A 26,396-nucleotide genomic window follows, 5' to 3' on the forward strand; every position below is an offset into this window, starting at 1 on the left:
GGACGGACGGGAGGCCCGTGGCGGGCCCGCCACGGGCCTCCCGTCCGAGCCACCGTAAGATCTCGACCATGGTCGAGATCCAGCCGCCCCGCCCGACCGACCTCCTCCCGATCGGCGAGATCGTCCGACGCACCGGCGTCGCCGCGTCGGCCCTGCACTTCTACGAGCGCAAGGGCCTGATCCGGCCCGAGCGCACCGACGGCGGCACGCGGATGTACCCGCGACACGTCGAACGGCGGATCGCGATCATCCAGGTGGCGAAGCGCCTCGGCATCCCGCTCAGCGAGGTCGCCGAGCAGTTCGGCACGCTGCCGGCCGACCGGATGCCGTCCCTGCGCGACTGGAACCGACTGCACGAGCGGTGGCGTGCACGACTCCGGGCCCGCCAGCTGGAACTCGAGCGGCTGCAGCAGGAGATGACGCAGTGCATCGGGTGCGGCTGCGTCTCGCTCGGGGCGTGTTCGGTCGTGAACCCGGGCGACACGCTCGGCGACGAAGGACACGGCGCTCGGCGGCTGCTGCCGATCGAGGACGACGCGCCGCAGGACTAGACCCCGCGGAGCCCCTCGTCGATCCGGTCGAGCAGCGCGAGCGCCCCGGGCAACCCGGCGTCGTCGTCGCCGAGCGCGTCGCGGAGCTTGCCGGCCCAGTGCGCGCGGAGGCGTCCGATGCTCTCCCGTGCCACGTCGGTCGAGTGCAGCTGCACGGTCCGCGCATCGTCCGGGTCCTGCCGCCGTTCGACCATCCCCTTCGACACCAGGGAGCGCAGCGCGACGCTGAGGTTGCTGCGCTTGAGTGCGGTCGCCTCCGCCGTCGCGCTCGGCGAGGTGCCGGGGTTGCGGTCGACCCAGCGCATCACGAGCGCCTCGGTCCCGGTGAGCGGCACGATGTCGAGCGCCCCGGCGCCGTGCGGGTCGATCTCCCGCGAGATCCGCAGCACGACGTCGGCGAGGTCGGCGAGGTCGGCGAGGACGTGGTCGGACACGGCGGAGTGCATGTCCGTACTGTACCGAGGATCGGCAATGAGTTATGCTTTCATAACAATGACCACGGACACCGGAACCATCCGCGCGCACGTCGCGACACCCACGACCAGGCAGCAGGGCATCACGACCCCGCTGCTGCTGGTGCTCGGCCTGCTCAGCGCCGTCGCCCCCTTCGCCACCGACCTGTACCTGCCGGCCTTCCCGCAGATGACCACCGAGCTCGGTGCGAGCGCCACCACCGTGCAGCTCACGCTGACCGCGTTCCTGGTCGGTGTCACGGCCGGCCAGCTCGTCTTCGGCCCGCTGTCCGACCGGTTCGGCCGCGTGCCGCCGCTCATCGCCGGCGCGGCACTGTGCGTCCTCGCGAGCGTCGCCGCCGTGTTCGCACCGAACATCGGCGTGCTCATCGCGGCCCGACTCCTGCAGGGCCTGGGCGGTGCGGCCGGCATGGTGATCAGCCGTGCGGTCATCTCCGACCTGGCGACCGGCAAGCCCGCAGCCCGCGCGTTCTCGCTCATGATGATCGTCGGCGGGGTCGCCCCGGTCGTCGCTCCGCTGCTCGGCGGCTTGCTCACCGGCCCGATCGGCTGGCGCGGACTGCTGTCGATCGTCCTCGGTCTGTCCGTGGTCATGCTCGTCGCGGTGCTCGCCGTGATCCGCGAGACCCACCTGAAGGCACACCGCGACGTGCTGCGCGAGGAGCGCAAGGGCTCCGGTTCGCCGCTCCGCGCGCTGCGCTCCCGCACCTTCCTCGGCTACATCGCCGTGTTCGGCTTCGCGTTCGCCGTGATGATGGCCTACATCTCGGCCTCGCCGTTCCTGTACCAGGACATGATCGGGCTCGGCACCGTCGGCTACGGCCTGGCCTTCGGGCTGAACGCGCTCGCCCTGACGGGTGTGAGCATCGTGTCCGCCAAGCTCACCGAGACCCGTTCGGTCACCGGCGTGCTGTCGCTCGGCATCGCCCTGGTGTTCGCGTCGACGGTGGCGTTCGCGTTGCTCGTCGTCTTCGCGGCGCCGGTGTTCTGGCTCGCCGTCCCGCTGTTCACCGCGGTCGGCTCACTCGGCCTGGTGCTCGGCAACGCCACGGCGCTGGCGCTCGGTGCGGTCCCCGCCGCTGCCGGGAGCGCGTCGGCCGTGCTCGGTGCGCTGCAGTTCGGGCTCGCGGCGCTGGTGTCCCCGCTCGTCAGCATCGGCGGCTCGGCGACGGCGGCACCGCTGGCGATCGTGATGCTCGCGTCCGCCGTGGTGGCCGTCGTGGCACTGCTCGTCGCCCGGGGTCGCACCCGCCTGGCCTGACCCGGTCGGGGTCGACCCGGAACGACTTCATCGACGTCGCACGACAACGAGGACGTCGTTCCGAGTCAGCAGCCCCGTCGACTACCGCCCCCGCAGGAACGGGATCCGCGGCATGAGCCAGTCGACCCACACCACCCGCACCCCCGGGGCCACGGCGAGCGCCCACAGGATCGAGGCCACCGCGTCGGTCGGGTAGTGCACCGCGTCGATCGACACCGAGAAGAACACCACCACGATCGCGACGACCCCGAGCGTGCGTGCGAGCCGGTGCCACCGGGTCTCGCGCAACAGCCAGATCAGCGCGATCACGAACGCCGTGATGTAGACGGTGTGCCCGCTCGGGTACCCGGGGTCGGGCTGCACGGGGAACGGGTGCGGCAGCACGGCGACGTCGGGCCTGGCGCGGTGGACGATCTCCTTCACGACCGCGGACGGCACCCACGTGATGGCGATCGTGCCGCCGAAGGCCAGGGCCGGGCGGAGACTCCGGGTGCGCCACCAGATCACGGCCACGACGACGACGGTGATCCCGATCGCCGGACCCGGACTGATGACGTGGTAGACGGCGGTGGTGAACACCCCGATCGCGCCGGTGTGCAGGGCGTTCAGAGCCTTCGACAGTCCGAGGTCGACCGTGCCGAGGGCGAACCCGACGAGCGTGATGACGACCACGGCGATGACCGCGATCGCGACGGAGACGAGCGGGTACGGCGACGGCTCGAGGATCCCGGTGCCGTCGGACTCCGGTCGGCGGGGGCGGAGCAGCGGCGCGTCGGTCATCCGACCATCGTCCCAGCCCGGACTCCGACCGAGGGCCCTGCGAGCCTCTGAAAGCACTCAGCGCAGCCGCCCGCGAGTAGACAGGAGGCATGCCAACCGTTGCCGAGAACATCGTCGCCACCCTCCGCAAGAACGACGTCGCCCGCGTCTACGGCCTGCCGGGGGACTCCCTCAACGGCTTCACCGACGCGCTGCGCAAGGACGGCACGATCCGGTGGGAGCACGTCCGCCACGAGGAGGCCGCCGCCTTCGCCGCGAGCGCCGAGGCCGAACTGACCGGCGAGCTCGCGGTCTGCGCCGGCAGCTGCGGCCCCGGCAACCTGCACCTGGTCAACGGCCTGTTCGACGCCAACCGGTCGCGCGTCCCGGTCCTCGCGATCGCCGCGCACATCCCCACCGCCGAGATCGGTTCCGGCTACTTCCAGGAGACCCACCCGCAGGAGCTCTTCCGCGAGTGCTCGGTCTACGTCGAGTACGTCGCCGATCCGACCCAGATGCCCCGCCTGCTCGAGATCGCGATGCGCGAGGCCGTCGAGAAGCGCGGGGTCGCGGTGCTCGTGATCCCCGGCGATGTGCTGCTCGCCGAGGCGAAGGACGACCGCACCACCCGCATCGAGCGCACGACGCCCCGCATCGTGCCGAGCGAGGCCGAGCTGCTCCGCACCGCCGAGCTGCTGAACGGTGCCGACAAGGTCACGATCCTGGCCGGTGCCGGCGTCGCCGGGGCGCACGACGAGGTCATCGCGCTGGCCGAGCGTCTGCAGGCCCCGATCGTGCACGCCCTGCGCGGCAAGGAGCACATCGAGTGGGACAACCCCTACGACGTCGGCATGACGGGCCTGCTCGGCTTCGCGTCCGGGTACCGCGCGATGGAGGACGCCGACGTCGTGCTCATGCTCGGCACCGACTTCCCGTACCAGCAGTTCTTCCCCGCCAAGGCGAAGCACGTGCAGGTCGACATCCGCGGGTCGCAGCTCGGCCGGCGGCACCCCGTCGACATCGGCCTGGTCGGCACCGTGAAGGACACCGCGCTCGCGCTCATCCCGCTGCTGACCGGTTCGCACCCGACGACGCACCTCGACAACGCCCTGAAGCACTACCGGAAGACCCGCGAGAAGCTCGACGACCTGGCCGTCCCAGCCGGCCGGAAGAAGCCGCTGCACCCGCAGTACGTCGCTCGTGTGCTCGACCGGATCGCTGCAGACGACGCCGTGTTCATCCCGGACGTCGGCTCCCCCGTGGTGTGGGCGTCGCGCTACCTCACGATGAACGGCAAGCGTCGTCTGATCGGCTCGTTCGTGCACGGCACGATGGCGAACGCCGTCCCGCAGGCGATCGGTGCGCAGACGGCGTTCCCGGACCGCCAGGTGATCGCCCTCGCGGGTGACGGCGGTCTGACGATGCTGCTCGGCGAGCTCATCACGATCGTGCAGAACAAGCTGCCGGTGAAGATCGTCGTGTTCGACAACTCGTCGCTGAACTTCGTCGAGCTCGAGATGAAGGCCGCCGGGTTCGTGAACTACGGCACGGAGCTGCAGAACCCGGACTTCGCCGCGGTCGCCGAGGCGATCGGCATCAAGGGCTTCAAGGTCGACGTGTCCGACGACTTCGAGGACGCGATGGCCGCCGCGCTCGCACACGACGGCCCCGCGCTCGTCTCGGTGCGCGCGAACCGGCAGGAGCTGTCGATGCCCCCGGCGGTCACGCTCGAGCAGGCGAAGGGCTTCACGCTCTACGCCATCCGCACGGTGTTGTCCGGACGCGGCGACGAGCTGCTGGACCTCGCGTCGACCAACGCGCGCCAGCTGCTGTAGACGCGACCGCACGGCGGACGGGAGGCACGGTGCCAGCTGGCACCGTGCCTCCCGTCCGTCACGACGTCACCACCCGAGCGGCTGGCCGTCCTCCAGGAACACGCCGGTCGGGCCCTCCGGGCCCACGCTCGCGGCGGCCGCGACGGTCGCCGCGCTCACCTCGACGGGGCGACCGTGCGGGTTCGGCACCCCGCCGAGCTCGGTCGCCGTGTAGCCGGGCTCGAGGACCACGAAGCGCACCTCGGATGCGATGCGGGCGTACTGCACCGTGAGCATCGAGACGGCCGACTTGCTCGCGCCGTAGACCGCGGCCTGCACGGTCGACGCCGCGCTGTCCGGGTCGTGGACCGCCGTGAACGAGCCGAGCGCGCTCCCGACGTTGACGACGAGGGGGCGCTCCGATCGGCGCAGGATCGGCAGCGCGGCCTCGGTCGTGCGGACGATGCCGACGGCGTTCGTGTCGAAGACGGCGAGCGCGTCCGGCCCGTTCAGACCCCACATCGCGATGCCGGCGTTGTTGACCAGGACGTCCAGGCCGCCGTTCGCGTCGATGTGCGCGAAGGCTGCGGCGACCGACTCGTCGTCGCGGACGTCGAGCTGGACGGAGCGTGCGCCGATCTCGGCGGCGACGGCCGCTCCCTGGTCGGCGTCGCGAGCGCCGATCCAGACGGTGTGGCCGGCTGCGACGAGCTGGCGGGCGGTTTCCTTGCCGAGGCCACGGGTGGCGCCGGTGATGAGTGTCGTTGTCATGGGTCCAGCGTCACGCTCGACGCAGTCGGCAGGGAGTCGCCCGGTTGTCGTAGGACTGGCGGGGCCAGGACGCGGCCGCGACGTGCGCGCAGACTGGTGGCATGGCGGACACGGACTTCGGGCACACCCTGCGACGGCTCCGCGACCACGTCACCCCCGCGGCCGCCGGCATGACCGTCGGGCCGCGACGTCGGGCGGCGGGGCTGCGGCGCGAGGAACTCGCGGGCCTCGCGGGGATCTCCGCCGACTACCTGACCCGCTTGGAGCAGGGACGCGCGACGTCGCCGTCCGCCCAGGTGGTCGAGGCCCTGACACGTGCCCTCCGGGTCTCGGATGCCGAACGCGAGCTGCTGTACCGGCTCGCCGGGCACGCGGCCCCGGGCGCGGACGTCGTGCCGTCGCGGATCCCGCCGAGCGTGCAGCGGCTGCTCGACCGGCTGGCGGACACCCCGGTCGCGGTGCTCGACGCCGCCGGGAACCTGCTCGTGACCAACGCTCCGCACGAAGCCCTGATGGGGCCGATCGGCGGGATGCGCGGGAACGAGCGGAACACCACATGGCGGCACCTGGTCGGTGCCGGCAGCCGCGCCGTGCACACACCCGCGGAACAGGCGGCGTTCGAGGAGAACCTGGTCGCCGGACTCCGCATGACCGCGGCCCGCTACCCGCTCGACCGGCAGTTGCAGCAGCTCGTGCGCGACCTGCGGGCGGCGAGCCCGCGGTTCGTCGAGCTGTGGGACTCGGGTGCGACGACCCTGGGCGAGACGGCCCGCCGCAAGGTGATCGACCACCCCGACGTCGGGCTCATCACGCTCGACTGCGACACCCTGGTGGTCGGGCCCGAGGACCTGCGGATCCTGGCGTACACGGCGGTGCCGGGGTCGGTGGACGCCGAGCGGTTGGCGCTGGCGATCGTGCTCGGGACGCAGTCGTTGGTGGAGTAGTCGGACACTGCGGAGGGAGCCGGGCGTGGTGCGGACGCGCTTCGCACGACCAAAGTGACTGCGAACCGTGAGTTCGTGCGGCTCGCGGTCACTTCGGTCGTGCGGCCCGCACGGCGCGCACCCGTTCGGACGGAGACGCTGCCGGCTACGCAGCGTCCTCGACGTCGAACACCACGACCCGGGCACTCGCCCCGCCGATGAACTCGGCCACCGGACGGTGCTCCGGGTGCGGCAGGTAGCCGGCGAGCGCTGCCCGATCGCGGAACCGCACCACGAGCATCCACTGGAACCCGCCCTCGAGCCCCTCGGTGCTCACGCTCGTCCCCGACTGCACGGACTCGACACCGTCGATCCGCGGTAGGTGCTCGCGGGACAGGGCGTCGGCCTCGGACGACCGGTCCGTTCCGTCCCACTCGACCAGCACGGTGTGCGTCACTCCTGACACGTGGTCTCCTTCGTCTGTCACGACGCCGATCAGAACGCGGGCGTTCCGCCGGCGATCGTGATCGTCGACCCGGACTGGTAGCTCGACTCCGGGCTCACCAGGTGCACGTACGCGGCACCGAGCTCGGCGGGCTGTCCGGGGCGGCCGAACGGCGACGTCTCGCCGAAGTGCGACACCGTCTCAGCGTCGTCGGAGCCCGGCTGCAGCGGCGTCCACACCGGTCCGGGGGCGACGGAGTTCACGCGGATGCCCTTCGGCGCGAGCTGCTGGGCGACGGCCTCGGTGAAGAGCTTGATCGCACCCTTCGACACGGCGTAGTCGATCTTGTCGGCGGAGGGCGTCGATGCCTGGATCGAACCGGTCGTCACGATCGTGGAGCCGGGCTCGAGGTGCGGCACCGCTGCCTTGGTCAGCCAGAACAGCGAGTAGATGTTGGTCTTGAACGTCGAGTCGAACATCGACGTGTCGAGGGTCAGGATGTCCTCGTTGCTGTCCATCCGGCCGGCGACCATGACCAGGGTGTCGAGACCGCCGAACTCGTCGACGCCCTTCTGCACCAGGTCCGTGCAGTACTGCTCGTCGGAGATGTCCCCGGGGAAGAGCACGGCGCGACGTCCCTCTGACTCGAGCAGGTCGCGGACCTCTTCGGCGTCCTCCTGCTCGTCCGGCAGGTAGGACAGCACCAGGTCGGCGCCCTCACGCGAGAGGGCGATGGCGGCGGCGCGACCGATGCCGGAGTCGGCGCCGGTGATGATGCCGCGGTAGCCGGTCAGCCGCTCCCGGCCGACGTAGCTCTCCTCACCGTGGTCGGGCTTCGGGTCCATCTTCCACGCGGCACCCGGCAGCGACTGCTCCTGCTCCGGGTACGGCGGGGCCGGGTAGAGGGTGTTCGGATCGCGCTTGTCGTACTGGCTCATGCGTTCCACTGTCGTCGTCGCGCGTGGACGCGCGTTCAGCGTCGTGCGCCGGGGTCGGTCCGCTGCGAACAGGGACCGCCACTGGTCCCCATTTCGTCCGACTGTCTGCGCGCTCCGACAGGTCTACGGTCTGTTCCGTGTGGCAACGACGCCGCACGATGACGAATCGAGCATCATGCAACGACGGATGAAGCAACTCGTCGCGATCGCGTTGAGCGCCGGTGTCGTGGGGGCCCTCGTCCCCGCGATCTCCGCCCAGGCGGTCACGACGAGCGACACCCCGGACTTCGGGAGCAACGTCAAGATCTACGACCCCTCGGTGCCCGCGTCGACCATCCAGGCCGACGTCGACGCCGCCTTCACCGGTCAGCTCCGCAGCACGAGCGCGCAGTTCGGCACGCAGCGGTACGCGTTCCTGTTCAAGCCCGGCAACTACGGCCGCGTCTGGGCGAACCTGGGCTTCTACACATCGGTCGCCGGTCTGGGGAAGAACCCCGACGACGTGACCATCAACGGTGCCGTGAACGTCGATTCCGGATGGAACGCCGGGGACGAGAAGAACGCGACGCAGAACTTCTGGCGGTCGGTCGAGAACGTGGCGATCGTGCCAGAGGGCGGCACCGACCGGTGGGCGGTCTCGCAGGCCGCGCCGATGCGTCGGGTGCACATCAAGGGGAACCTGACGATGGGACCGTCGAACCAGGACGGTGGCCAGGGGTACTCGTCAGGCGGCTACATCGCCGACACCAAGGTCGACGGCACCGTGACGTCCGGGTCGCAGCAGCAGTGGTACACCCGGAACTCGACGATCGGTTCGTGGCAGGGCGGCAACTGGAACATGACGTTCTCGGGCGTGAACGACGCCCCCGCGAACGACTTCTCGAAGAGCTACACCACGCTCGCAACCACCCCGACGACACGGGAGAAGCCGTACCTGTACGTCGACTCGTCGAACAAGTACCACGTGTTCGTCCCGTCGCTGCGGCAGAACTCGAGCGGCGTCACGTGGCCGAACACCGGCGGCACCGACATCCCGATGCGGAACTTCTACGTCGCCCACCCGGGCGACTCGGCGGCGACGATCAACGGCGCGCTGGCCCAGGGGCTGAACCTCTTCTTCACACCCGGCACCTACCAGCTCGACGCGGCGATCAACGTCACCCGGGCGGACACCGTCGTGACGGGCATCGGGTTCCCGACGCTCGTGCCGACCAAGGGCAACGCCGTCCTGACCTCGACCGACGTCGCCGGGGTGAACGTCTCGAACCTCGTCGTCGATGCCGGGACCCAGAACAGCGCGCAGCTCGTCCGCCTCGGCACGTCCGGGTCGCACGTCGACCACGCCGGCGACCCGCAGAGCATCCAGGACGTCTTCTTCCGCGTCGGCTCGAGCGTGCAGGGCAAGGCCTCGACCACGCTGCAGGTGAACGCCGACGACACGCTCATCGACCACATCTGGGCCTGGCGCGCGGACCACGGCGGCGCGCCGACCGGATGGACCGTGAACACCGGCGCGACCGGCGTCGAGGTGAACGGCAACGACGTCCTCGCCACCGGGCTGTTCGTCGAGCACTACCAGAAGTACGAAGTGCAGTGGAACGGCAACAACGGCAAGACGATCTTCTTCCAGAACGAGATGCCCTACGACGTGCCCGACAACGCCTCGTGGCAGAGCCCGACCGGCGCCGGATACGCCGCCTACAAGGTGGCCGCGAACGTGACGAGCCACGAGATCTGGGGCGGCGGCGTCTACTGCTTCTTCAACACGAACCCCGCGGTGCACGCCGACCGGGCGTTCGAGGTCCCGCAGACCGCTGGCGTCCGCGCGCACGGCCTGGTCACGGTCTCGCTCGGCGACACCGGCACCATCTCGAGCGTCATCAACGGCGTGGGTGGTGCGGTGCCGACGCCAGCGGGCAACACCGCCCCGAACCGCGTCGCCTCGTACAACTGATCCCGGGAGGACCGATGATGCACACCACGCGGAAGCGGCGACTGGTCGCTCTCACGGTCGCCGGAGCGGCGGCCCTCGCACTCGGTGCGGGCCCCGTCCTGCAGGGAGCGGACCCCGCGAACGCCGCGAGCGGCGACGTGGTCTGGTCGCAGGACTTCGACGGAGCCGCGGGCAGCGCACCGGATCGATCGGCCTGGACGAACGAGACCGGCGGCGGCGGCTGGGGCAACAACGAGCTCGAGGACTACACGGACTCGCGCGACAACTCGGCGCTCGACGGGCAGGGCAACCTGGTCATCACGGCGAAGCGTGAGGCCGACGGTTCGTACACCAGCGCCCGACTCACGACGCAGGGCAAGTACACGCCCCGGTACGGCCGCGTCGAGGCCCGGATCCAGATTCCCCGCGGCCAGGGCATCTGGCCGGCGTTCTGGATGCTCGGCTCCGACCTGCCCCAGGTCGGTTGGCCGAACTCCGGCGAGGTCGACGTGATGGAGAACGTCGGGTACGAGCCGGCGACGGTGCACGGCACGGTCCACGGGCCCGGGTACTCCGGCGGCCAGGGCATCACGTCGAGCTACCAGCACCCACAGGGGTGGTCGTTCGCGGACACGTTCCACACGTTCGCGGTCGACTGGAAGCCCGGATCGATCACCTGGTCGGTCGACCGTGTCGCCTACAAGACGGTCACGCCGGCCGACACGGGTGGCAACCCGTGGGTCTTCGACAAGCCGTTCTTCATCGTGCTGAACCTCGCCGTCGGCGGCAGCTGGCCCGGGTACCCGGACGGCACGACGCAGTTCCCGCAGCAGATGAAGATCGACTTCGTCCGCGTGATCGACAACTCCTGACCCAGCGCGGGGGGGGCGACCAGCCGCTCTGGACGCGGCTGATGACGGACGGGAGGCCCGTGGCGACGTCGCCACGGGCCTCCCGTCCGCCTGTTGGTTCAGACGCCCGCCGTGGTCTTGATCCAGGACGAGGCCTGCGACAGCAGGGCGTAGTTCGAGCCGGCCTTGGTGTCGGCACCGGGGTCGGCGCTGTCACCGGTGGAGCAGACGGCGACGACCTTGCCGTTCACGAGCAGGGGGCCGCCGGAGTCGCCGTGGTTCGAGGCGCCGGTCACTCCCGTGAGGTGCTGGGCACGACCGCTGTACGCGTCGGTGCTCGCACCGGTGAGCGAGACGGTGGCCTGGTAGAGCCCGTCGGACTGGGTCGCGTTCGCGCGCAGGCCGTAGCCCTGGATGGTGCCGGTCCCGCTCGACTTGGCGGTCGCGGTGAGGTCGAGGGGCGCGTAGGTGGACAGCGAGTAGGCGGTCCGCAGGTGGACGAGGGCGATGTCGCCCGCGGGCGAGGCACTGACGCGGTCGACGGCGACGGCGGTGCCCCGGTTGGTCGTGGAGTTGGAGTGGTACACGTTCATCGCACCGATGCCGTCGATGCAGTGACGGGCGGTGAGGATCCACGAGGCGTTGATCTGCTCGCCGGTGCAGTTGCTGACGTAGCCCGACGGGATGGAGCCGCCCGACGCTTCGAGCTGGACCGCCCACGAGGTGGTGGGGGCCTTCTCGCCGCCGACGACCTTCGTGCTGGCCGGCAGTGCCGAGGCGGGTGACGCGGCGAACACGCCCGCGGTGATGACGGCCGCGGCGGCGAACGCGGCTGCGATGGACTTCTTCATGACGACTCCTCTGTCGGGGGGAAGCACCTGACCCGTTGCGTTGTGCAACTGGTCAGCATCCTGACCCTCGTTCGAGGGCCGCACCAGTCCGCACTTCGGCGGACGGGGCGTCGTCAGCGGGTGCTCCGGGAGGAGATCGACCGGCTCTCGTCGCGGATGACGATCGTGCGCCCCACCGCGCCACCGCGCCACCGCGCCACCGCGCGGGCGAGCTCTCGACCGAACGGGCGTTCACCATCGCGCAGTCCTGAACGACGCACGAGGGCCCCGCGACCGGAGTCGCGGGGCCCTCGCTGGTGCACTGGTGCTACTTGATGACGATCGACTGCACCGGGCTGGTGCTCGTCGCCAGGGTGCTCGTGCCGGCGAAGACGGCGTGCAGCTTGTGCGTGCCCTTCTTCTTCAGCGTGAGCGCCGAGGTGACCTTGCCGTTCTTGACGGTGACGGTCGCCAGGCGCTTCGTGCCCTGGTAGATCCGTGCGGTGCCGTTCACGGTGAAGCCCGTGGCCTTGACCTCCACGGTCGCCTTGCCAGGGCTGTACTTGAGCGCCGTGTGGGACGGGGCCTTCGTGACGGTGACGGTGACGGCCTTCGCGGTCGCCGAGTTCGTGCCGGAGAACGTCGAGTCCGCGTTGACGAACTTGGCCGTGAGCGAGTGCTTGCCGATGGCCAGGGCACTCGGGAGCGTCATGGTGGCGGTGCTGTTCTTGACGGGGACGGTGCCGAGGACCTTCTTGCCGTCCGAGACCGTCAGCGTGCCCTGCTGCTTGCCGATGCCACCGGCGATGGTCGCGGTGACCGTGACGGGCTTGGCCGTCTTGTACGGCTGCGACGCGGCGGAGACCGCGAGCGTGGTGGTGGTCGCCGGCAGCGTGGCGTGCAGGTCGAACTGGTCGACGGTCGAACCGATCGCAGCCGGGTCGGCGGTGGCGGTCGGCTGGAGCGTCACGCCGCAGCTGTCGACGTTGCCGTGCTGGACCGCCGAGTTGAGCGTGGTGCAGTCGCCGGCGCGGATGTCCTGCACCGAGAGCTTCTCGTCGGTGACCGAGACCTTGACGAAGGAGCGGACGTGCTCCTGGTTCTCGACCGAGTTGGCCCAGTGGCGCTTGCCCGTCGGGTCGAGCGGGTCTGCGCCGTAGCCGCTCTGGGTGGCGTCCGGAGCGGTCAGGTCGTAGTACTTCGAGCCGGACGCCGAGTTGGCCGTCATGTAGATGACGCCGCCGGGGCCGGAGAAGACCTCGGGAGCTGCAGGCTGCTCGTTGACGTTGGCCTTCTTGCCGTTCTTGATCGCGTAGCTCCGCGAGTAGGAGTGGTCGTGACCCTGCAGGACGAGGTCGACGCCCATGTCGGAGAACGCACGCGTGAAGTCGAACCGGCGCTGCTGGTTGTCCTTGTCGTTCGCGTGGTCGGCCGGCGAGTAGATCGAGTGGTGGTAGACCAGCGTGGTCCACTTCGCGTCGTCGCCGTAGCGGGTGATGACGTCGCGCACGTAGTTCACGTGGGCAGCGTCCGAACCAGCCGCGTAGGCATTGGAGTTGATGTCGATGAACAGGACGCCCTTGTACATGTACCAGTAGTCGCCACCCGAGTTCGCGGTGGTGTTGCCGCCCGGGTAGAAGTCCGGCACCTTGAGCGAGTTCGGCACCTGGTTGTGCTGCTCGTACGCCTTGCCGCCGACGTCGTGGTTGCCGATGGTCGAGGCCCACGGGTAGCGCTTGAGGACGTCGCTGCTGTCGGCGAACGCACCCCACTCGTACTCGTTGTTGGCGTGCTCGATCTGGTCGCCACCGGAGACCAGGAGCTCGGCGTCCGGCTCGGTCGTCGTGGCGTACTTCAGCGTGTCGGCCCAACCCGCGCCGTCGTCGTCGACGTAGCCCGACGAACCGATCTGCGGGTCACCGAAGAACAGGAAGTCGAAGTCGCCGGAGAAGCTCTTCGTGGTGAACGTGTACGACGCCGACCAGGCCGATCCGTCCGCCGCACCGACGTGGTAGGTGTACGAGGTGTTCGGCTCGAGGTCCGAGATCGTGGCGTGGGCGTTGATGTAGCCCGACTCGGCGGCGATGCCGTCGATGCTCTTCGTGTTCGAGTCCGTCGTGCTCGTGTCGACTGCGGTGTTCGCGGCCTTCGACGCGGCGATCGTCGACTTGGCGTCGGTGAAGACGCCGTCGGTCATCGACGCGGTCTTCTGGATCTCGAGCGACTGCGCGACGTTCGTCGGGAAGTACCACGAGGCGATGCGCTGGCTCTCGGTGGCACCGACGCCCAGCAGGATGTGGATCGGGCCGCCGGTGGAGATGTTGGTGGTGGGGGTGTTCGTCGCGGCGGAGGCGACGTTCGTGCCGACCATCGAGGCACCGGCGATGAGCGCGGCCCCGACGACGGCTCCGCACACGCGGAGGGTGGTGGTTCTGCGCCGTGTGTTGGCGCCGGACAGGAGACTCATGGTGGTCCGTTTCTCAGACGTGGGATGGTGCAGCACGGAAGACTCTGCATGCACTGCAAAACGTCTTGGTAAACGCTGAGTGACAAGTCGTGGTCATCCCGCTGCGAGCCGCTCGACGAACCAGATCATCCCCATCACGAACACCCCGGCGGTCACGACCCCGGTGACCCAGAGCGAGACCCGGTGGGCCTTCCGACGCAGGAGGGACAGCGGCGGGAAGACGATGACGATGATCGCGAGCTGCACCGCCTCGATGCCGACGTTGAAGACGAGGAGCGACACGAGCAGCTGCCACGAGAACGCCTCGTGGATGCCCAGCGCCCCGGCGAACCCGAGTCCGTGGATGAGCCCGAACGCGAACACGACGGCCAGGCGCGTCCAGCCAGCCCGGTCCAGCGAGAAGTGCCCGTGTCCACCGACCACGAGCTCGTCGGCCCGCGACCGGCGCCGCCAGAGCCGCCACAGGTACCAGCCGGCCACGGCGGCGATGGACAGGGCGATGAGCGGCTCGACGACGATCGCGGGCGGGCTCACCACCCCGAGCGCGGCGAGGATGAACGTGATCGAGTGCGCGATCGTGAACGCCGACGCGGTGTAGACCACCTCGCGCAGGCGCCGTGACCCGGCGATGAGCGCGACGAGGAACAGGATGTGGTCGATCCCGGTCAGCAGGTGCTCGGCACCGAGGCGGAAGAACTCCCAGAAGCGCTGCCCGGCCGACTGTTCGGTCGAGAACGACGGCTGCGAGGCGTCGAGCGTCGCCGATCCCTGCTTCGCGTCGACGTCGTAGGTGACGATCGTCTTGGTGTCCCGGACGAAGGACTCGCTGTCCGGGAAGAGCCGCGACGTCACGACGTGTCCGGTCTGCGTCTCCGACGGCTCCGGGCAGGTGAAGTCCGCGGCCACGTGGGCGTACGGCACCTCGTCCTGCAGGTCGACCGTCACCGTCTTCCCGAGCACGGCCGTGCAGCGCTGCCCGCCGGCCCCCGTCACCGAGAAGCGGTCGACGACGTACTTCCCGAGCGCGTCGGTGTGCGCCTCGGCCGCCGACACCATCCCGGGGAAGTCGCCGTCGTCCCAGGCCGCCTGCCCCTGCGTGTGGAACGCATCGTCGTGCTCGCTCGTGGCGACCGACACGAGCATCAGGTCGTACTCGAGCCCGAGCTCCGCGTGCACCACCGTGGGCCCCGTCGACGTCACCTTCGCGTAGACCACCGAGCTGAAGCCGTGCGCCGACGCCGGTGCCGCCCCGGCCAGCACGCCGACGACGACCACGCCGAGCAGCAGGAGCGCGGCGACGACCCGTGCGACCAGCGCGGACGGGCCGGACGGACGGACAGGGCTGGCAGGGCGGGCGCGCACCAGCGCGACGGGGGTTCCGGAAGGCACGCGCAGACGATCCGGCTCTCGAGCGACCGGCAGGTGAACAGGTGGTGACCAGCAGTGGGACAGGCGTCGGACAGCCGCCGGAGCCGGCCCGGTGCGGCGCACCGACGTGCTTCGATGTCGCAGTGACCCGCCTCGCTGCCCGGACGACCGTCCTGCTGACCGCCGTCGCCCTCGTCGGCACCGGCGCCGCTCTGCTGGCCGGGTGCTCGGCGACGCCCGGCGGGACCGACGCACGAGCCGACGCCGGCACCGGCACGTCGGCGACGGCGCACGCCACGGCCGGTGCCCTCGGCACGGGCTTCTCCGACCCGACGCCGCCGCCGGCACCCGAGGCCACCATCCACCCGGAGCCCGGTTCGTGGTCCGGGGTGCACGCCCCCGACGGCTACGACGTCGTGCTCCTGTCGGACGCCGGCGACGCCGACGACGCCCCGACCCGGACCCTGCTCGACGCCGTCACGTCGTGGGCGGCGGACGAGGACGTCACCGTCACGAGGGTGTCGGCGACGGACGCCGACGACCGGATCGCGGCGGTCACCCGGGCGGTCGACGAGCGGTCCGACCTGGTGATCAGTGTCGGCAACCGCATGGTCGACCCGCTCGCCGCGGTGTCGCCGTCGGCGCTGCACCAGCAGTTCCTGGTGGTCGGCGCCGAGATCGCCGAGCCGACGTCGAACGTGACGGCCGCGGACTGGACCGGCGGCGGCTTCCGCGGCGAAGGGCTCGGGCCGTCGAGCCACTACGACCCGTCCACCTTCACCGAGGACCGCGCCGACCGCGCACTGCGTGCGGGGCTCGCGGCGGTGCTGCACGACCTGCGCGGCATCGTCGTCTGGGTGCGCTGACCCGAGCCGTCCCCGGTCCGCCGCTACGCCGGCTCGGCTTCGAGCACGAGCGCGCGCACCTGCGACGCGGCGCCGAGCGCCACGGCGTCCGACCCGAGGGTCGACTGCGCCAGCCGGATCGTCGCACCGCTCACCGGCGGCTCGGCCGCGATCGCCGCGGTGATGGCCGGTTCGAGCAGGTCCCACGACCGCGCGATGCCGCCGCCGATCACGATCGTCGTGACGTCGAGGATCCCCGCGGTGAGCAGGGCGGCGCGCGCCAGTCCCCACCCCGCGACCTGGAAGACGGCAGCGGCGTCCGTGTCACCGGCCCGTGCGGCGACGGCGACGTCGCGCGCCGACAGCCGTCGGCCGGATCGTTCGGCGTACCGGTCGGCGATGCCCCGCGCGCCCGCGATGGTCTCGAGGTGTCCGACCTGTCCGCAAGTGCACAGCGCGTCGCCGAATCCCGGCACGTGGCCGATCTCGCCGGCGGCGCCGCGCGGCCCCGCGAACAGCCGTCCGCCGAGCACGAACGCACCGCCGACCCCGGTGCCGAGGGTCATCCCGAGCACGTCGGACTCCCCCGCGACGGCACCGGTGGCGATCTCGCCGAGCAGGAACGCGTTCACGTCGTTGTCGAGCGTCGCCGGCACGCCGAGGGCGTCGTTCACCGCGCGGGTCACGCCGTAACCGGCCCAGCCGGTGAACGAGTTGCCCGTCACCAGGACGGTGCCCGTGGCCGCGTCGACCACGCCGGCCGCGCCCACCCCGACACCCGTCAAGGAGGCCCGGTGCCGGACGAGCAGGCCCGTCACCGCCCCGACGGCGGCCGTCACGATCACCGCCCCGCCCGCGTGGGCGGGCGTCGGCAGGTCGACGCGGTCGATGACCTCGAGGTCCGGGGTCGTCAGGACGACCTTGGTGTTCGTGCCGCCGACGTCGACGCCGGCGATCACCCGGGTCACGCGGTCACCGCCGCGAGCGAGGCGAGGCGCTCGGTCCGGCGCTGCCGTTGCAGGACGGGGTCCGGCACGGGGACGGCGGCGAGCAGGCGTCGGGTGTAGTCGGTCGTGGGGTGCAGCAGCGTCGTGCCGGTGGTGCCCTGCTCCTCGACGACGCCCTGGCGCATCACCACGACGCGCTCGGCGAAGTGCTGCACGACGGCCAGGTCGTGCGAGACGAACAGGCACGCGAAGCCCAGGTCGTCCTGCAGTTCGCCGAGGACCTCGAGCACGGTCTCCTGCACGCTGACGTCGAGCGCCGAGGTCGGTTCGTCGGCGACGAGCAACCGCGGCTCGAGCACCAGGGCACGGGCGAGGGAGACCCGCTGGCGCTGGCCACCCGAGAGCTCGCGGGGTGCACGCGACGCGAGCGACCGCGGCAACCGGACGGCGTCGAGCACCTCGTCGATCCGGCGACGACGGTCCGCCGACGACATCCCCCGGCGGTGCACGGCGAGCGGTTCGGCGATGCACTCCGCCACGGACATCCGGGCGTCGAGCGAGGCCACCGGGTCCTGCAGCACGACGCCGATGCCGGACCGGAGCGCCCGTCGATCACGACCACGGGCGCTGCGCAGGTCCTGCCCGAACAGCGACACCGTGCCGGACGTCGGCTTGACGAGCCCGAGCGCCACCCGGGCCGCGGTGGACTTGCCGGAGCCGGACTCGCCGACCAGGCCGACCGTCTCGCCCGCGTGCACGGCGATGTCGATCCCCTGCAACGCGTGGACGGCGCGCGCCCCGCGCCCGAACGTCACCGTGACGTCCCGCAGGTCGACCACCGGGGCCGCACCGGGCCTCCCGGCTGCCGCGTCAGCGGACCCCGTGTCGACGGGAGCGGCAGGACGGTCGCCCGCCACGTCGAGCCGTGGCACCGCGGCGAGCAGCCGCTTCGTGTACTCGTGCTCCGGACGGAGCAGGACGTCCTCGACGCTGCCGGTCTCGACGATCTCGCCCTGCAGCATGACCGCGACGCGGTCCGCGAAGTCCGCGACGACGCCCATGTTGTGCGTCACGAGCAGCACGCCCGTCCCGGTGTCGACGGCGAGCTTCCGGAGCAGTTCGAGGATCTCGGCCTGCACGGTCACGTCGAGGGCGGTCGTCGGCTCGTCCGCGATGAGCAGCTTCGGCGAGTTCGCGATCGCCATCGCGATCACCACGCGCTGGCGTTGCCCGCCGGACAGCTGGAACGGGAACGACCGGGCCCGCTGCTCCGGCGACGGGATCCCGACGCGACGGAGCAGGTCGACGGCCTCGGCCGCGGCCTGCGCGGCGGTGACCGTTCGGTGGTTCCGGATCACCTCGGCGATCTGCGCGCCGACCCGGGTGAGCGGGTCGAGGGCCGTCGCGGGCTCCTGGAAGACCATCGAGACGGTCGAGCCCCGCAGTGCACGGAGCGACGGCTCGGACGCGCCGACGACCTCGTGACCGGCGACGAGCGCGCTGCCCGTCGCCGTCGCGTTGCCGGAGAGCAGGCCCATCGCGGCGAGCGCCACCGTGGACTTGCCGGAGCCGGACTCGCCGACCAGGGCGAGCGTCTCACCCGGCGCGACCGTCAGGGACACGCCCCGGACGGCCGACACGGTGCCGGACTCGGTGCTGAACGAGACGCCGAGGTCGGTCGTTCGCAGGATCGGTTCGGTGGTCATCAGCGGCCCCTCACGTCGAAGGCGTCCCGGAGTCCGTCGCCCACGGCGTTGAACGCGCAGACGATCAGGATCACGGCCAGGCCCGGCGGCACGATGAGCCACCAGCGTCCGGAGTACGCGGCGGTGAGTCCCGCCGAGAGCATGCCGCCCCAGTCCGTCGCGGGCGGCTGCACGCCGAGCCCGAGGTACGAGACGTAGGCGACGAGCAGGATCGCGTCGGCGACCTGGAAGGTGGCGGCAACGACGATCGTGGACACCGAGTTCGGCAGCAGGTGCTTGCCGATGGCGCGGGCGTGCGAGCCGCCGATCGCGCGCAGGGTGAGCACGTAGTCGCGGTTCTTCAGCGTCAGGGTCTCGGCGCGGATCAGGCGGGACGGCACCAGCCACGAGACCAACCCGAGGATCAGGATGAGCCCGGCGACGCCGGGGGTCGTGATGGCCGAGATGACGAGCAGGATGAACAGCGCCGGGATCGCGATGCCCGCGTCGACGACGCGCATCATCAGCGCGTCGACCCAGCCGCCGACGTAGCCGGCGACCGAACCCCACAGGGTGCCGACGACGGTGGCCAGGACCCCGGCGGCGATGCCGACCATGAGCGAGACCTTGCCGCCGTACATCAGCCGGCCGAGCACGTCGTGGCCGACGGCGTCGGTGCCGAGCCAGTGCGCCGCGCTCGGACCCTCGTTGGCCTGCTCGAGCAGGGTGTGGGTCTGGTCGGTCGGGTACAGGAACGGCCCGACGAAGCAGAACAGGACGATGACGACGATCACGGCCAGGCCGATCACGGCGAGCGTGTTGCCGCGGAACCGGCGGGCGGCGAGCCGGAACCCGGTGGCCGCGACGGTGACGGGAGCGCCCGGTGCTTCGGGTGCCAGTTGTACGGCGCTCATGCGCGGTCCGCCTTCACGTCATGGGTGGACGCAGTGTCGATGACTGACGTGGCGCTCATGCGCGGCTCGCCTTCACTCGGGGATCGATGAGGGACTGGGCGACGTCGGCGAGCAGGGTGCCGATGACGGTCGCGATGGAGATGACGAGGACGCAGCCGAGCAGCGTCGGGTAGTCCGACGACTGCGCCGCGTTCCAGAACAGGAGCCCCATGCCGGGGTAGTTGAACAGCTGCTCCGTGACGAGGGCACCGCCGAACAGCACGGGCAGGTAGTAGCCGAGCATCGCGACGACGGGCGTCAGCGAGTTCCGGAACACGTGCCGGCGCAGGATCGTCATCGTCGAGGCACCACCGGCGCGCGCGGTGCGGACGTAGTCCTCCTGCAGGTTCTCGAGGGTCGATGCCCGCATGTACCGGCTGAACACGGCGATCATCGCGAGCGCTCCGGTGACGACGGGCAGGACGAGCCCGGCGGGGTCCTGGAACACCTCGGCGAGCGTGTTGCCACTCGGCGCCTGCGACGGCAGCCACGGCAGCTGCTGGCTGAACACGATGATCAGGACGAGGCCGAGGAAGAAGGCCGGTGTCGAGTAGAAGACGAAGGCCAGCGCGGTGGCGGCGTAGTCGACCGCGCCGTTGCGGCGTGCGGCCTGGAGCATGCCGACCGGGATCGCGACGACGAGGCCGAGGACGGCGGAGATGCCGGTGAGGACGAGGGTCTTCGGCAGGCGCTCGGCGATGAGCTGTGACACCGGTTCGTTGAGCGTGTACGAGGTGCCGAGGTCTCCGGTGAGCAGACGGCCGAGGAACCGCACGTACTGCACCGGCAGGGCCTGGTCGAGTCCCTGCGCCTGGTTGAACGCGGTGATCTGCGCGGGCGTCGCGGAGACGCCGAGGACACCGCGGGCGGGTCCGCCGGGCAGCGCGTGCAGCAGGCAGAACACCACGATCGTGACGATGAGGATCACCGCGAGCGCCTGCAGGACGCGCCTGGTGAGGTAGAGGACTGTGGTCATGCGGCTTCCGTCGTCTGGGTTGTTGCGTCGGAGCGGACGGGAGGCGCGGTGCGCGTCGGGCGCGCACCGCGCCTCCCGTCCGTGGTCACGTTCCTACTTGGTCCACTTCCACTGGGCCGGGTGGAAGTTGGCGAGCGAGTCCTGGTCGAACCCGGACAGGCCCTTCTTGACGACCGAGATCTGGTAGTCGGGGCTCGGCAGCCAGATCACCGGCAGGTCCTTCGCGACCGCTGCGCTGTAGTCCTGCACGGCGGTGGCGTCGGTCGAGGTGGTGGTCGCGTCGATGAGGTCGTCGACCTGCTTGTTCGAGTAGCTGCCGAAGTTCGCCGAACCACCGGTCTGGAAGAGCGACTCACCGGTCGGGTAGGCGGGGAAGTACCAGCTGCCCGCGGTGCCGAAGAACGACAGGTCCCAGTCACAGCTGGCCTCGTCGCTCGTGCACGTCGGGGTCTGCGACAGGACGCTCGACACCGGCGCGGTCTTGATGGTGAAGCCGATGCCGGTCTTCGCGAGTGAGGACTGGATCGCGCTCATCATGTTGTCGGTCACGGTCGAACCGGACTGCGACAGCACGTTCATGGTGAACTTCGTGCCGTCCTGCACGCCCTCGCCGCACTGGCTGTCGGACGTTCCGGGGTCGGTGCAGACCATCGTGCCGCCCTGCTCCTCCCAACCGTGGCTGGTCAGCAGCTCCTTGGCCTTCGACGTGCTGAACGGGTACGGGTTGTCCTTCTGCACGTCGGAGACGTAGTCCGACTCCTGCGCCTGCGGGATCGGGCCGTAGGTCGAGGTGGCGGTGCCGTTGAAGACGACCTTCGACAGCGACTTCTGGTCGATCGACATCTGCACGGCCTGGCGGGCGTACAGCTGCTTGAAGACGGCGCCCATGTCCGGGTTGTTGAAGTTGTACGGCATGTAGGTGATGGCCCAGCCGGTCCACGGCTCGACCTCGTAGCCCTTCGCCGTGAACGAGGACTCCTGGTCCATGTCGGTGGCGTTGATGTAGCCGTAGTCGACCTCGCCGGAACGGACCGCGTTCACCTCGGCGTCGGCCGTCGTGAACGGCAGCAGGTTGACGGTCGTGATCGAGGGCTTCTCGCCACCGTCGTACTTCGTGTTCGCCGTCAGGGTGACCTTGCCGGCCGTGGTGAAGGTCTTGACGCCGTAGGGACCGGAGATGGTCTTCCACAGGTCGTCGGTGGCGTAGTCGGAGATCTTGCCGGCCGCGGTGTTCAGGTACTTCCAGACCTGCTTCGCGCCGGCAGTGGTCTCGTCGGCGTCGGTGACCTTCGCGCTCGCGCTCGTCTTGTCCCAGGCGTGCTGCGGCAGCGGGATGATGTGGCTCAGCTGGTTGGCGAGCATCCAGTCCGAGTTGTACGCCTTGTCGAACGTGATCGTGAAGTGGGTGTCGTCGACGGTCTTGAAGGCGGTCCAGTTGTCCGGCGCCTTGCCCTTCGAGTACGAGCCCCACTGGTCCTTGTTCGCCTTGATCAGGTTGAACCAGAACTCGACGTCACGGCTCGTGATCTCCTCGCCGTCGGACCAGTGCCGGTCACCGAGGGTGATCTCGACGCTCTTGCCGTCGTCGGCGAACTTCGCGTCCGTGGCGACGGAACCGTCCTTGTTCCACGCGATCTTGCCGGTGGAGCCGTCGTACGCGACGAGCGGCTCGTACAGCGACTGCGCGATGGAGCCGTTGTTCGTGTTGAGGTGCGCGGCGGTGCCGATCGGCAGGATCCAGTTGGGCGTGAAGTTCGCGGGGAGGGCGTAGTCGATCTCGTCCGGGTTCGCGTTCGAGGTGGCGGAGCCGCCCCCGGAACATCCGGCGAGCAGGGCGCTCACGGCGATCGCTGCTCCGGTGAGGAGCGCCCAGCGGCGGGGCTTGGTCATGTGTGTCTCCTGGTGCGTGGGAGTTCTGGGGAGGTGGAGCACGCGTGCCGAGCGGCACGGACACAGTCAATGGCCAAAGCCGTTGGAAAAACAAACATCTTCGTGTAAAAACTGCGTTTCTGCCGTTTGGACGAAAGGGTGAACGGGCCGTTCCGCCGGTTAGGCTCCGGGTGTTCGGTCGGTTCGACCGTCGTTTCCCCCGGATTGGAGAAAGTCGTGACGGACCTCTCTGCTCGCGTCCTCGAACTCGTCGCGTCGGGTCAGGCGTCGAGTCGCACCGAGATCGCCACGCTGCTCGGCGCCGCTCCGTCGACGGTGTCGCACGTCGTCACCCAGCTGCTGTCGCACGGGCTCCTCGCGGAAGAGGGCACCGACGTCTCGACCGGCGGACGCCCCCGCAAGGTGCTCCGCATCGGCGGCGTCGACGAGTACGCGGTCGCCGCGGACGTCGGCGGCGGGCACGCACGGGTCGGGATCGTGCTGCCGGGAGGCGCGCTCGAGTCCGTCGCGAACGTCCCGTTCGCACTCTCCGACGGCCCGACCGCGGGCCTGCAGCGGTTGGCCGGCCTGCTCGAGCGGCTCGCCGACGACCGTGGCCGCGCCGGTCTGCGCGGGGTCGGGCTCAGTCTGCCCGGACCCGTCGACGTCGAGGCCGGTGTCGTCGACCTGCCGAGCCGGATGCCGGGCTGGAACGGGTTCCCGGTGGCCGCCTGGCTGTCCGACCGCTTCGGCCTGCCGGCGATCGTCGACAACGACGCGAACTGCATGGCCGCCGGCGAGCAGAGCGTGCAGCCTCCGGGACGCCGGCAGACCATCACGATCAAGGCCGGGTCGGCGATCGGCGCGGGCATCGTCATCGACGGCCGCCTGTACCGCGGGTCCACGGGCTCGGCCGGCGACATCACCCACGTGCGGATCGACGCCGCCGGCGACACCCCGTGCTCGTGCGGGAACACCGGGTGCCTCGAGACCGTCGCGTCCGGAGCCGCCCTGGTGCGGATCCTGTCGGGCGCCGGGGTCGACGTCTCCTCGACCGCCGACGTCGTCCGACTCGCCTCGGACGCCCATCCCGAGGCCACCCGTGCCGTGCGCCTGGCCGGTCGGTACCTCGGCGAGGTGCTCGCGGCCAACGTGAACTTCTTCAACCCGGACGCCGTCTACCTGGGCGGCATCCTCTCCACCCTCGACCCCTTCATCGCGGCCGTGCGCAGTCAGCTCTACGAGAGCTGCCACCCGCTCATGACGCAGCACCTGGCCATCGAGCCGGTGTCGCTCGGTGCCGACGCCGGGCTCGTCGGTGCCGGGCAGTTCGCGCTGCAGCGAGGCCTCGCCGCGTCGCTCGAGGAACTGTCCACCCCCATCCCGCAGTCCACCACCAGGAACAGGAGCGTCCGTGTCTGAGACCGTGTCCGCCACCCCCGCCGTCCCCGCCGGTGCCCGTCGTCCGGTCGTCGCCATCGCCGGACTGGCCATCGAGACGTCGACCTTCACCCCCACCCGCACCCACGCGCCGGCGTTCCACCCGGACCGTGGCGACGAGGTCGTGGCGCGGTACCCGTTCCTGTCCGCGATGTCGGACGCGGCGGACTTCCGCGGGGCGCTCATCGGGCACGCACTACCCGGCGGCATCGTGGACCGGGCGTCGTACGAGGAGCTCGCGGCCGAGATCGTCACGCGACTGCGCGCGATCGTCGACGCCGAGCACGTGGACGGCCTCTGGTACGACATCCACGGCGCGATGGTCGTCGAGGGGCTCGACGACGCCGAAGCGGACCTGCTCGGACGGATCCGTGCGGTGATCGGCCCGGACGTCATCGTGTCGGCGTCGATGGACCTGCACGGCAACGTCACGCGCGAGCTCGCCCACCAGGTCGACCTCGTCACCTGCTACCGGATGGCCCCGCACGAGGACGCCATGGAGACCAAGGAACGTGCCGTCCGGAACCTGGTCGACGTGCTCACCACGCGTCCCGCCGGAGCGCAGCGCCCCGTGAAGGCCTGGATCCCGATCCCCGTCCTGTTGCCCGGCGAGCAGACCTCGACCCGCCTCGAACCCGCCGCCTCGTTGTACGCCCAGGTGCCGCTCGTCGAGCAGACCGACGGCGTGCTCGACGCCGCGATCTGGGTCGGCTACGCCTGGGCGGACCAGCCCCGCGACCAGGCCGCCACCGTCGTCACCGGGTGGGACGAGGCCGCCGTGGCCGCCGGGGCCGAGCGCCTCGCCCGTGCCTTCTGGGACGTCCGCGAGGACTTCGTGTTCGTCGCACCCACCGGCACGTTCGACGAGTGCCTCGCCGCCGCGCTCGCGCCCGGCGCCGCACACCCGTACTTCGTGTCCGACTCCGGCGACAACCCCACCGCGGGCGGCTCGGGCGACATGACCTGGGGGCTGACCCAGGTGCTCGCGAACCCGGCCTTCGCGAGCACCGACGGCCCCACCCTGATCTACGCGAGCGTCCCCGGCGCTGCCGCCGTGGCGACCGCGGTCGAGGCCGGTGTGGGTGCAACCGTCACGGTGACCGCAGGTGCGTCGGTCGATGCCGTGCACGCCGGACCGATCACGATGACCGGCCGTGTGCACGCGATCAAGCACGGCGACCGCGACGCCGAGACCGAGGTCGTGCTGCAGGTCGGCAGCGTCTTCGCGATCCTGACGAAGCTGCGCAAGCCGTACCACCACGAGCACGACTTCACCGACCTCGACCTGGCACCACGGCAGGCCGACGTCGTCGTGGTGAAGATCGGGTACCTCGAGCCGGAGCTGTTCGACATGGCCGCCGACTGGATGCTCGCGCTCACCCCGGGTGGTGTCGACCAGGACCTGCTGCGCCTCGGGCACCACAGGATCGAGCGGCCGATGTTCCCCTACGATCGAGTGTTCCCCGAGGCCCCGGACCTGACCGCCAGGATCATCCCGGCCTCGGACCAGCCACTCGGAGCCTCTGCATGACCCCTTCGCCCGTTGCACTCGAGATCGCGGTCACCTCGCCGCAGGGTGCGGTCGTCGCACGGGACGGCGGGGCCGACCGGGTCGAGCTCTGCGTCGGGCTCGAGCTCGGGGGGCTGACCCCGTCGCAGGCCCTGGTCGAGACGACCCACGAGACCGGGATCCCGGCGCACGCGCTGGTCCGGTGCCGCCCCGGCGGGTTCGTGCACACCCCCGACGAGGTCGAGCTCATGGTGCGCGAGGTCCGGACGGTCCTGCGCTCCGGTGCCGCCGGCGTCGTCGTCGGTGCGCTGCGCCCGGACCGGACCCTCGACGAGGACGCCCTGCGCCGCTTCGTCGACGCCGCCCGCTCGGTCAGCACGACCGCCGAGATCACCCTGCACCGGGCGATCGACCACGCGGTGGACCCCGTCGCGGCAGCAGCCACGCTCGCGGCGCTCGGCTTCACGCGCGTGCTGACCTCCGGTGGCGCGCCCACCGCTGGAGCCGGCGCTGCCACGATCGCCCGGATGGTCGACGCAGCCGGGCCGGTGCAGGTCATGGCCGGTGCCGGCGTCACCCCCGCCGACATCCGGGCGCTGGTCGCAACGGGTGCCGCCGCCGTGCACCTGTCGGCCAAGCGTGCCGCGCCGGACAGCGCCCATGCAGGGGTCCCGATGGGTGGGGCCGACGACGGTTCGGCGCACTTCGTGACCGATGCCGAGGTCGTGGCGGCCGCCCGGCGCGCCCTCGACGCCTGACACCGAGCCCGCGTCAGCCGCGACGCCCC

23 protein-coding genes are annotated in these 26,396 nt (G+C 70.7%); 10 read left to right on the forward strand and 13 right to left on the reverse strand.

Going from position 1 to position 26,396, the window contains the following annotated elements; genetic code table 11:
• Window positions 1-68: 68 nt before the first annotated feature.
• Window positions 69-551, forward strand: coding sequence for a redox-sensitive transcriptional activator SoxR (gene soxR / locus OGL88_RS08480; RefSeq protein WP_263091174.1), 483 nt, complete (start codon window positions 69-71; stop codon window positions 549-551).
• Here soxR and OGL88_RS08485 read toward each other — a convergent pair.
• Window positions 548-997, reverse strand: coding sequence for a MarR family winged helix-turn-helix transcriptional regulator (locus tag OGL88_RS08485; protein WP_263091175.1), 450 nt, complete (start codon window positions 995-997; stop codon window positions 548-550). The two genes, soxR and OGL88_RS08485, sit on opposite strands and share 4 nt — an antisense overlap.
• A 46-nt stretch (window positions 998-1,043) precedes the next feature.
• On the opposite strand from OGL88_RS08485, the gene OGL88_RS08490 reads away from it, so the two are divergent.
• Entirely contained in the window at window positions 1,044-2,285 is a 1,242-nt protein-coding gene (locus OGL88_RS08490; RefSeq protein WP_263091177.1) for a multidrug effflux MFS transporter, read from the forward strand.
• An 81-nt stretch (window positions 2,286-2,366) separates the two neighbouring features.
• Here OGL88_RS08490 and OGL88_RS08495 read toward each other — a convergent pair whose 3' ends face one another.
• Entirely contained in the window at window positions 2,367-3,065 is a 699-nt protein-coding gene (locus tag OGL88_RS08495; protein WP_263091178.1) for a phosphatase PAP2 family protein, read from the reverse strand.
• An 89-nt stretch (window positions 3,066-3,154) separates the two neighbouring features.
• Between OGL88_RS08495 and poxB the strand changes: the two genes are divergently transcribed.
• Window positions 3,155-4,879 carry a ubiquinone-dependent pyruvate dehydrogenase gene (gene poxB, locus OGL88_RS08500; RefSeq protein ID WP_205463627.1) on the forward strand — a complete coding sequence of 575 codons (1,725 nt, stop codon included), beginning with the start codon at window positions 3,155-3,157 and terminating at the stop codon, window positions 4,877-4,879.
• A gap of 66 nt (window positions 4,880-4,945) precedes the next feature.
• On the opposite strand, the gene OGL88_RS08505 is transcribed toward poxB, so the two are convergent.
• The gene (locus OGL88_RS08505; protein ID WP_263091179.1) at window positions 4,946-5,629 is read right to left on the reverse strand and encodes an SDR family NAD(P)-dependent oxidoreductase; all 684 of its coding nucleotides are present in this window, start codon (window positions 5,627-5,629) and stop codon (window positions 4,946-4,948) included.
• A gap of 101 nt (window positions 5,630-5,730) precedes the next feature.
• Here OGL88_RS08505 and OGL88_RS08510 point away from each other — a divergent pair, with 101 nt between their 5' ends.
• The gene (locus OGL88_RS08510; protein ID WP_263091180.1) at window positions 5,731-6,573 is read left to right on the forward strand and encodes a helix-turn-helix transcriptional regulator; all 843 of its coding nucleotides are present in this window, start codon (window positions 5,731-5,733) and stop codon (window positions 6,571-6,573) included.
• Window positions 6,574-6,718: 145 nt separating this feature from the next.
• On the opposite strand, the gene OGL88_RS08515 is transcribed toward OGL88_RS08510, so the two are convergent.
• Both OGL88_RS08515 and OGL88_RS08520 read right to left on the reverse strand, forming a co-directional pair.
• Window positions 6,719-7,018 carry a Dabb family protein gene (locus OGL88_RS08515; RefSeq protein WP_263091181.1) on the reverse strand — a complete coding sequence of 100 codons (300 nt, stop codon included), beginning with the start codon at window positions 7,016-7,018 and terminating at the stop codon, window positions 6,719-6,721.
• 29 nt (window positions 7,019-7,047) lie between these two features.
• The gene (locus OGL88_RS08520) at window positions 7,048-7,935 is read right to left on the reverse strand and encodes an SDR family oxidoreductase (RefSeq protein ID WP_205463624.1); all 888 of its coding nucleotides are present in this window, start codon (window positions 7,933-7,935) and stop codon (window positions 7,048-7,050) included.
• A gap of 187 nt (window positions 7,936-8,122) precedes the next feature.
• Here OGL88_RS08520 and OGL88_RS08525 point away from each other — a divergent pair, with 187 nt between their 5' ends.
• Both OGL88_RS08525 and OGL88_RS08530 read left to right on the forward strand, forming a co-directional pair.
• Entirely contained in the window at window positions 8,123-9,889 is a 1,767-nt protein-coding gene (locus OGL88_RS08525) for a hypothetical protein (protein WP_263091182.1), read from the forward strand.
• 17 nt (window positions 9,890-9,906) lie between these two features.
• Window positions 9,907-10,740, forward strand: a complete 834-nt coding sequence (locus tag OGL88_RS08530; RefSeq protein WP_263091183.1) for a glycoside hydrolase family 16 protein — start codon at window positions 9,907-9,909, stop codon at window positions 10,738-10,740.
• 98 nt (window positions 10,741-10,838) lie between these two features.
• Here OGL88_RS08530 and OGL88_RS08535 read toward each other — a convergent pair whose 3' ends face one another.
• The 3 genes from OGL88_RS08535 to OGL88_RS08545 form a co-directional block, all read right to left on the reverse strand.
• Window positions 10,839-11,570, reverse strand: coding sequence for a S1 family peptidase (locus tag OGL88_RS08535; protein ID WP_111085905.1), 732 nt, complete (start codon window positions 11,568-11,570; stop codon window positions 10,839-10,841).
• Between the two features lie 307 nt (window positions 11,571-11,877).
• Window positions 11,878-14,016: an Ig-like domain repeat protein gene (locus OGL88_RS08540; protein WP_263091184.1), complete on the reverse strand. Its 2,139-nt coding sequence runs from the start codon at window positions 14,014-14,016 to the stop codon at window positions 11,878-11,880.
• 93 nt (window positions 14,017-14,109) lie between these two features.
• On the reverse strand, window positions 14,110-15,405 hold the full coding sequence (locus OGL88_RS08545; RefSeq protein WP_263091185.1) for a HupE/UreJ family protein: 1,296 nt from the start codon (window positions 15,403-15,405) through the stop codon (window positions 14,110-14,112).
• A 122-nt stretch (window positions 15,406-15,527) separates the two neighbouring features.
• On the opposite strand from OGL88_RS08545, the gene OGL88_RS08550 reads away from it, so the two are divergent.
• Window positions 15,528-16,250 carry a hypothetical protein gene (locus OGL88_RS08550; protein WP_263091186.1) on the forward strand — a complete coding sequence of 241 codons (723 nt, stop codon included), beginning with the start codon at window positions 15,528-15,530 and terminating at the stop codon, window positions 16,248-16,250.
• Between the two features lie 23 nt (window positions 16,251-16,273).
• Here the strand turns inward: OGL88_RS08550 and OGL88_RS08555 are convergent, their stop codons facing one another.
• From OGL88_RS08555 to OGL88_RS08575, 5 genes are all read right to left on the reverse strand, one after another.
• Window positions 16,274-17,197 carry an ROK family protein gene (locus tag OGL88_RS08555; RefSeq protein ID WP_263091187.1) on the reverse strand — a complete coding sequence of 308 codons (924 nt, stop codon included), beginning with the start codon at window positions 17,195-17,197 and terminating at the stop codon, window positions 16,274-16,276.
• Window positions 17,194-18,882, reverse strand: coding sequence for a dipeptide ABC transporter ATP-binding protein (locus OGL88_RS08560; RefSeq protein ID WP_263091188.1), 1,689 nt, complete (start codon window positions 18,880-18,882; stop codon window positions 17,194-17,196). The genes OGL88_RS08555 and OGL88_RS08560 overlap by 4 nt, the downstream gene beginning before the upstream one ends.
• Window positions 18,882-19,775: an ABC transporter permease gene (locus OGL88_RS08565; RefSeq protein ID WP_263091190.1), complete on the reverse strand. Its 894-nt coding sequence runs from the start codon at window positions 19,773-19,775 to the stop codon at window positions 18,882-18,884. The genes OGL88_RS08560 and OGL88_RS08565 overlap by 1 nt, the downstream gene beginning before the upstream one ends.
• A 55-nt stretch (window positions 19,776-19,830) precedes the next feature.
• Window positions 19,831-20,790 (reverse strand): ABC transporter permease, encoded by a 960-nt coding sequence (locus OGL88_RS08570; protein WP_263091191.1) that lies wholly within the window; start codon window positions 20,788-20,790, stop codon window positions 19,831-19,833.
• A gap of 93 nt (window positions 20,791-20,883) precedes the next feature.
• Window positions 20,884-22,680, reverse strand: a complete 1,797-nt coding sequence (locus OGL88_RS08575) for a peptide ABC transporter substrate-binding protein (RefSeq protein ID WP_263091192.1) — start codon at window positions 22,678-22,680, stop codon at window positions 20,884-20,886.
• Window positions 22,681-22,896: 216 nt separating this feature from the next.
• Here OGL88_RS08575 and OGL88_RS08580 point away from each other — a divergent pair, with 216 nt between their 5' ends.
• Genes OGL88_RS08580 through OGL88_RS08590 form a run of 3 tightly spaced genes read left to right on the forward strand, consistent with a single transcriptional unit; the run spans window position 22,897 to window position 26,367 of the window.
• Window positions 22,897-24,081: an ROK family transcriptional regulator gene (locus tag OGL88_RS08580; RefSeq protein ID WP_263091193.1), complete on the forward strand. Its 1,185-nt coding sequence runs from the start codon at window positions 22,897-22,899 to the stop codon at window positions 24,079-24,081.
• A complete protein-coding gene (locus OGL88_RS08585) occupies window positions 24,074-25,630 on the forward strand; it encodes a M81 family metallopeptidase (RefSeq protein WP_263091194.1) in 1,557 nt (518 codons plus the stop codon). Before OGL88_RS08580 ends, OGL88_RS08585 begins: the two co-directional genes overlap by 8 nt.
• A complete protein-coding gene (locus OGL88_RS08590; protein WP_133938931.1) occupies window positions 25,627-26,367 on the forward strand; it encodes a copper homeostasis protein CutC in 741 nt (246 codons plus the stop codon). The genes OGL88_RS08585 and OGL88_RS08590 overlap by 4 nt, the downstream gene beginning before the upstream one ends.
• Window positions 26,368-26,396: the final 29 nt, after the last annotated feature.

The organism is Curtobacterium sp. RIT-PI-V, from assembly GCF_025642935.1.
Taxonomy (GTDB): Bacteria; Actinomycetota; Actinomycetes; order Actinomycetales; family Microbacteriaceae; genus Curtobacterium.

What these genes read in the sequence shown, in the direction of transcription:
- soxR (WP_263091174.1), top strand. Translation starts at nt 69, where the DNA reads ATGGTCGAGATCCAGCCGCCCCGCCCGACCGACCTCCTCCCGATCGGC.
- OGL88_RS08485 (WP_263091175.1), bottom strand. Translation starts at nt 997, where the DNA reads ATGCACTCCGCCGTGTCCGACCACGTCCTCGCCGACCTCGCCGACCTC.
- OGL88_RS08490 (WP_263091177.1), top strand. Translation starts at nt 1,044, where the DNA reads ATGACCACGGACACCGGAACCATCCGCGCGCACGTCGCGACACCCACG.
- OGL88_RS08495 (WP_263091178.1), bottom strand. Translation starts at nt 3,065, where the DNA reads ATGACCGACGCGCCGCTGCTCCGCCCCCGCCGACCGGAGTCCGACGGC.
- poxB (WP_205463627.1), top strand. Translation starts at nt 3,155, where the DNA reads ATGCCAACCGTTGCCGAGAACATCGTCGCCACCCTCCGCAAGAACGAC.
- OGL88_RS08505 (WP_263091179.1), bottom strand. Translation starts at nt 5,629, where the DNA reads ATGACAACGACACTCATCACCGGCGCCACCCGTGGCCTCGGCAAGGAA.
- OGL88_RS08510 (WP_263091180.1), top strand. Translation starts at nt 5,731, where the DNA reads ATGGCGGACACGGACTTCGGGCACACCCTGCGACGGCTCCGCGACCAC.
- OGL88_RS08520 (WP_205463624.1), bottom strand. Translation starts at nt 7,935, where the DNA reads ATGAGCCAGTACGACAAGCGCGATCCGAACACCCTCTACCCGGCCCCG.
- OGL88_RS08525 (WP_263091182.1), top strand. Translation starts at nt 8,123, where the DNA reads ATGAAGCAACTCGTCGCGATCGCGTTGAGCGCCGGTGTCGTGGGGGCC.
- OGL88_RS08530 (WP_263091183.1), top strand. Translation starts at nt 9,907, where the DNA reads ATGCACACCACGCGGAAGCGGCGACTGGTCGCTCTCACGGTCGCCGGA.
- OGL88_RS08535 (WP_111085905.1), bottom strand. Translation starts at nt 11,570, where the DNA reads ATGAAGAAGTCCATCGCAGCCGCGTTCGCCGCCGCGGCCGTCATCACC.
- OGL88_RS08540 (WP_263091184.1), bottom strand. Translation starts at nt 14,016, where the DNA reads ATGAGTCTCCTGTCCGGCGCCAACACACGGCGCAGAACCACCACCCTC.
- OGL88_RS08560 (WP_263091188.1), bottom strand. Translation starts at nt 18,882, where the DNA reads ATGACCACCGAACCGATCCTGCGAACGACCGACCTCGGCGTCTCGTTC.
- OGL88_RS08565 (WP_263091190.1), bottom strand. Translation starts at nt 19,775, where the DNA reads ATGAGCGCCGTACAACTGGCACCCGAAGCACCGGGCGCTCCCGTCACC.
- OGL88_RS08570 (WP_263091191.1), bottom strand. Translation starts at nt 20,790, where the DNA reads ATGACCACAGTCCTCTACCTCACCAGGCGCGTCCTGCAGGCGCTCGCG.
- OGL88_RS08575 (WP_263091192.1), bottom strand. Translation starts at nt 22,680, where the DNA reads ATGACCAAGCCCCGCCGCTGGGCGCTCCTCACCGGAGCAGCGATCGCC.
- OGL88_RS08590 (WP_133938931.1), top strand. Translation starts at nt 25,627, where the DNA reads ATGACCCCTTCGCCCGTTGCACTCGAGATCGCGGTCACCTCGCCGCAG.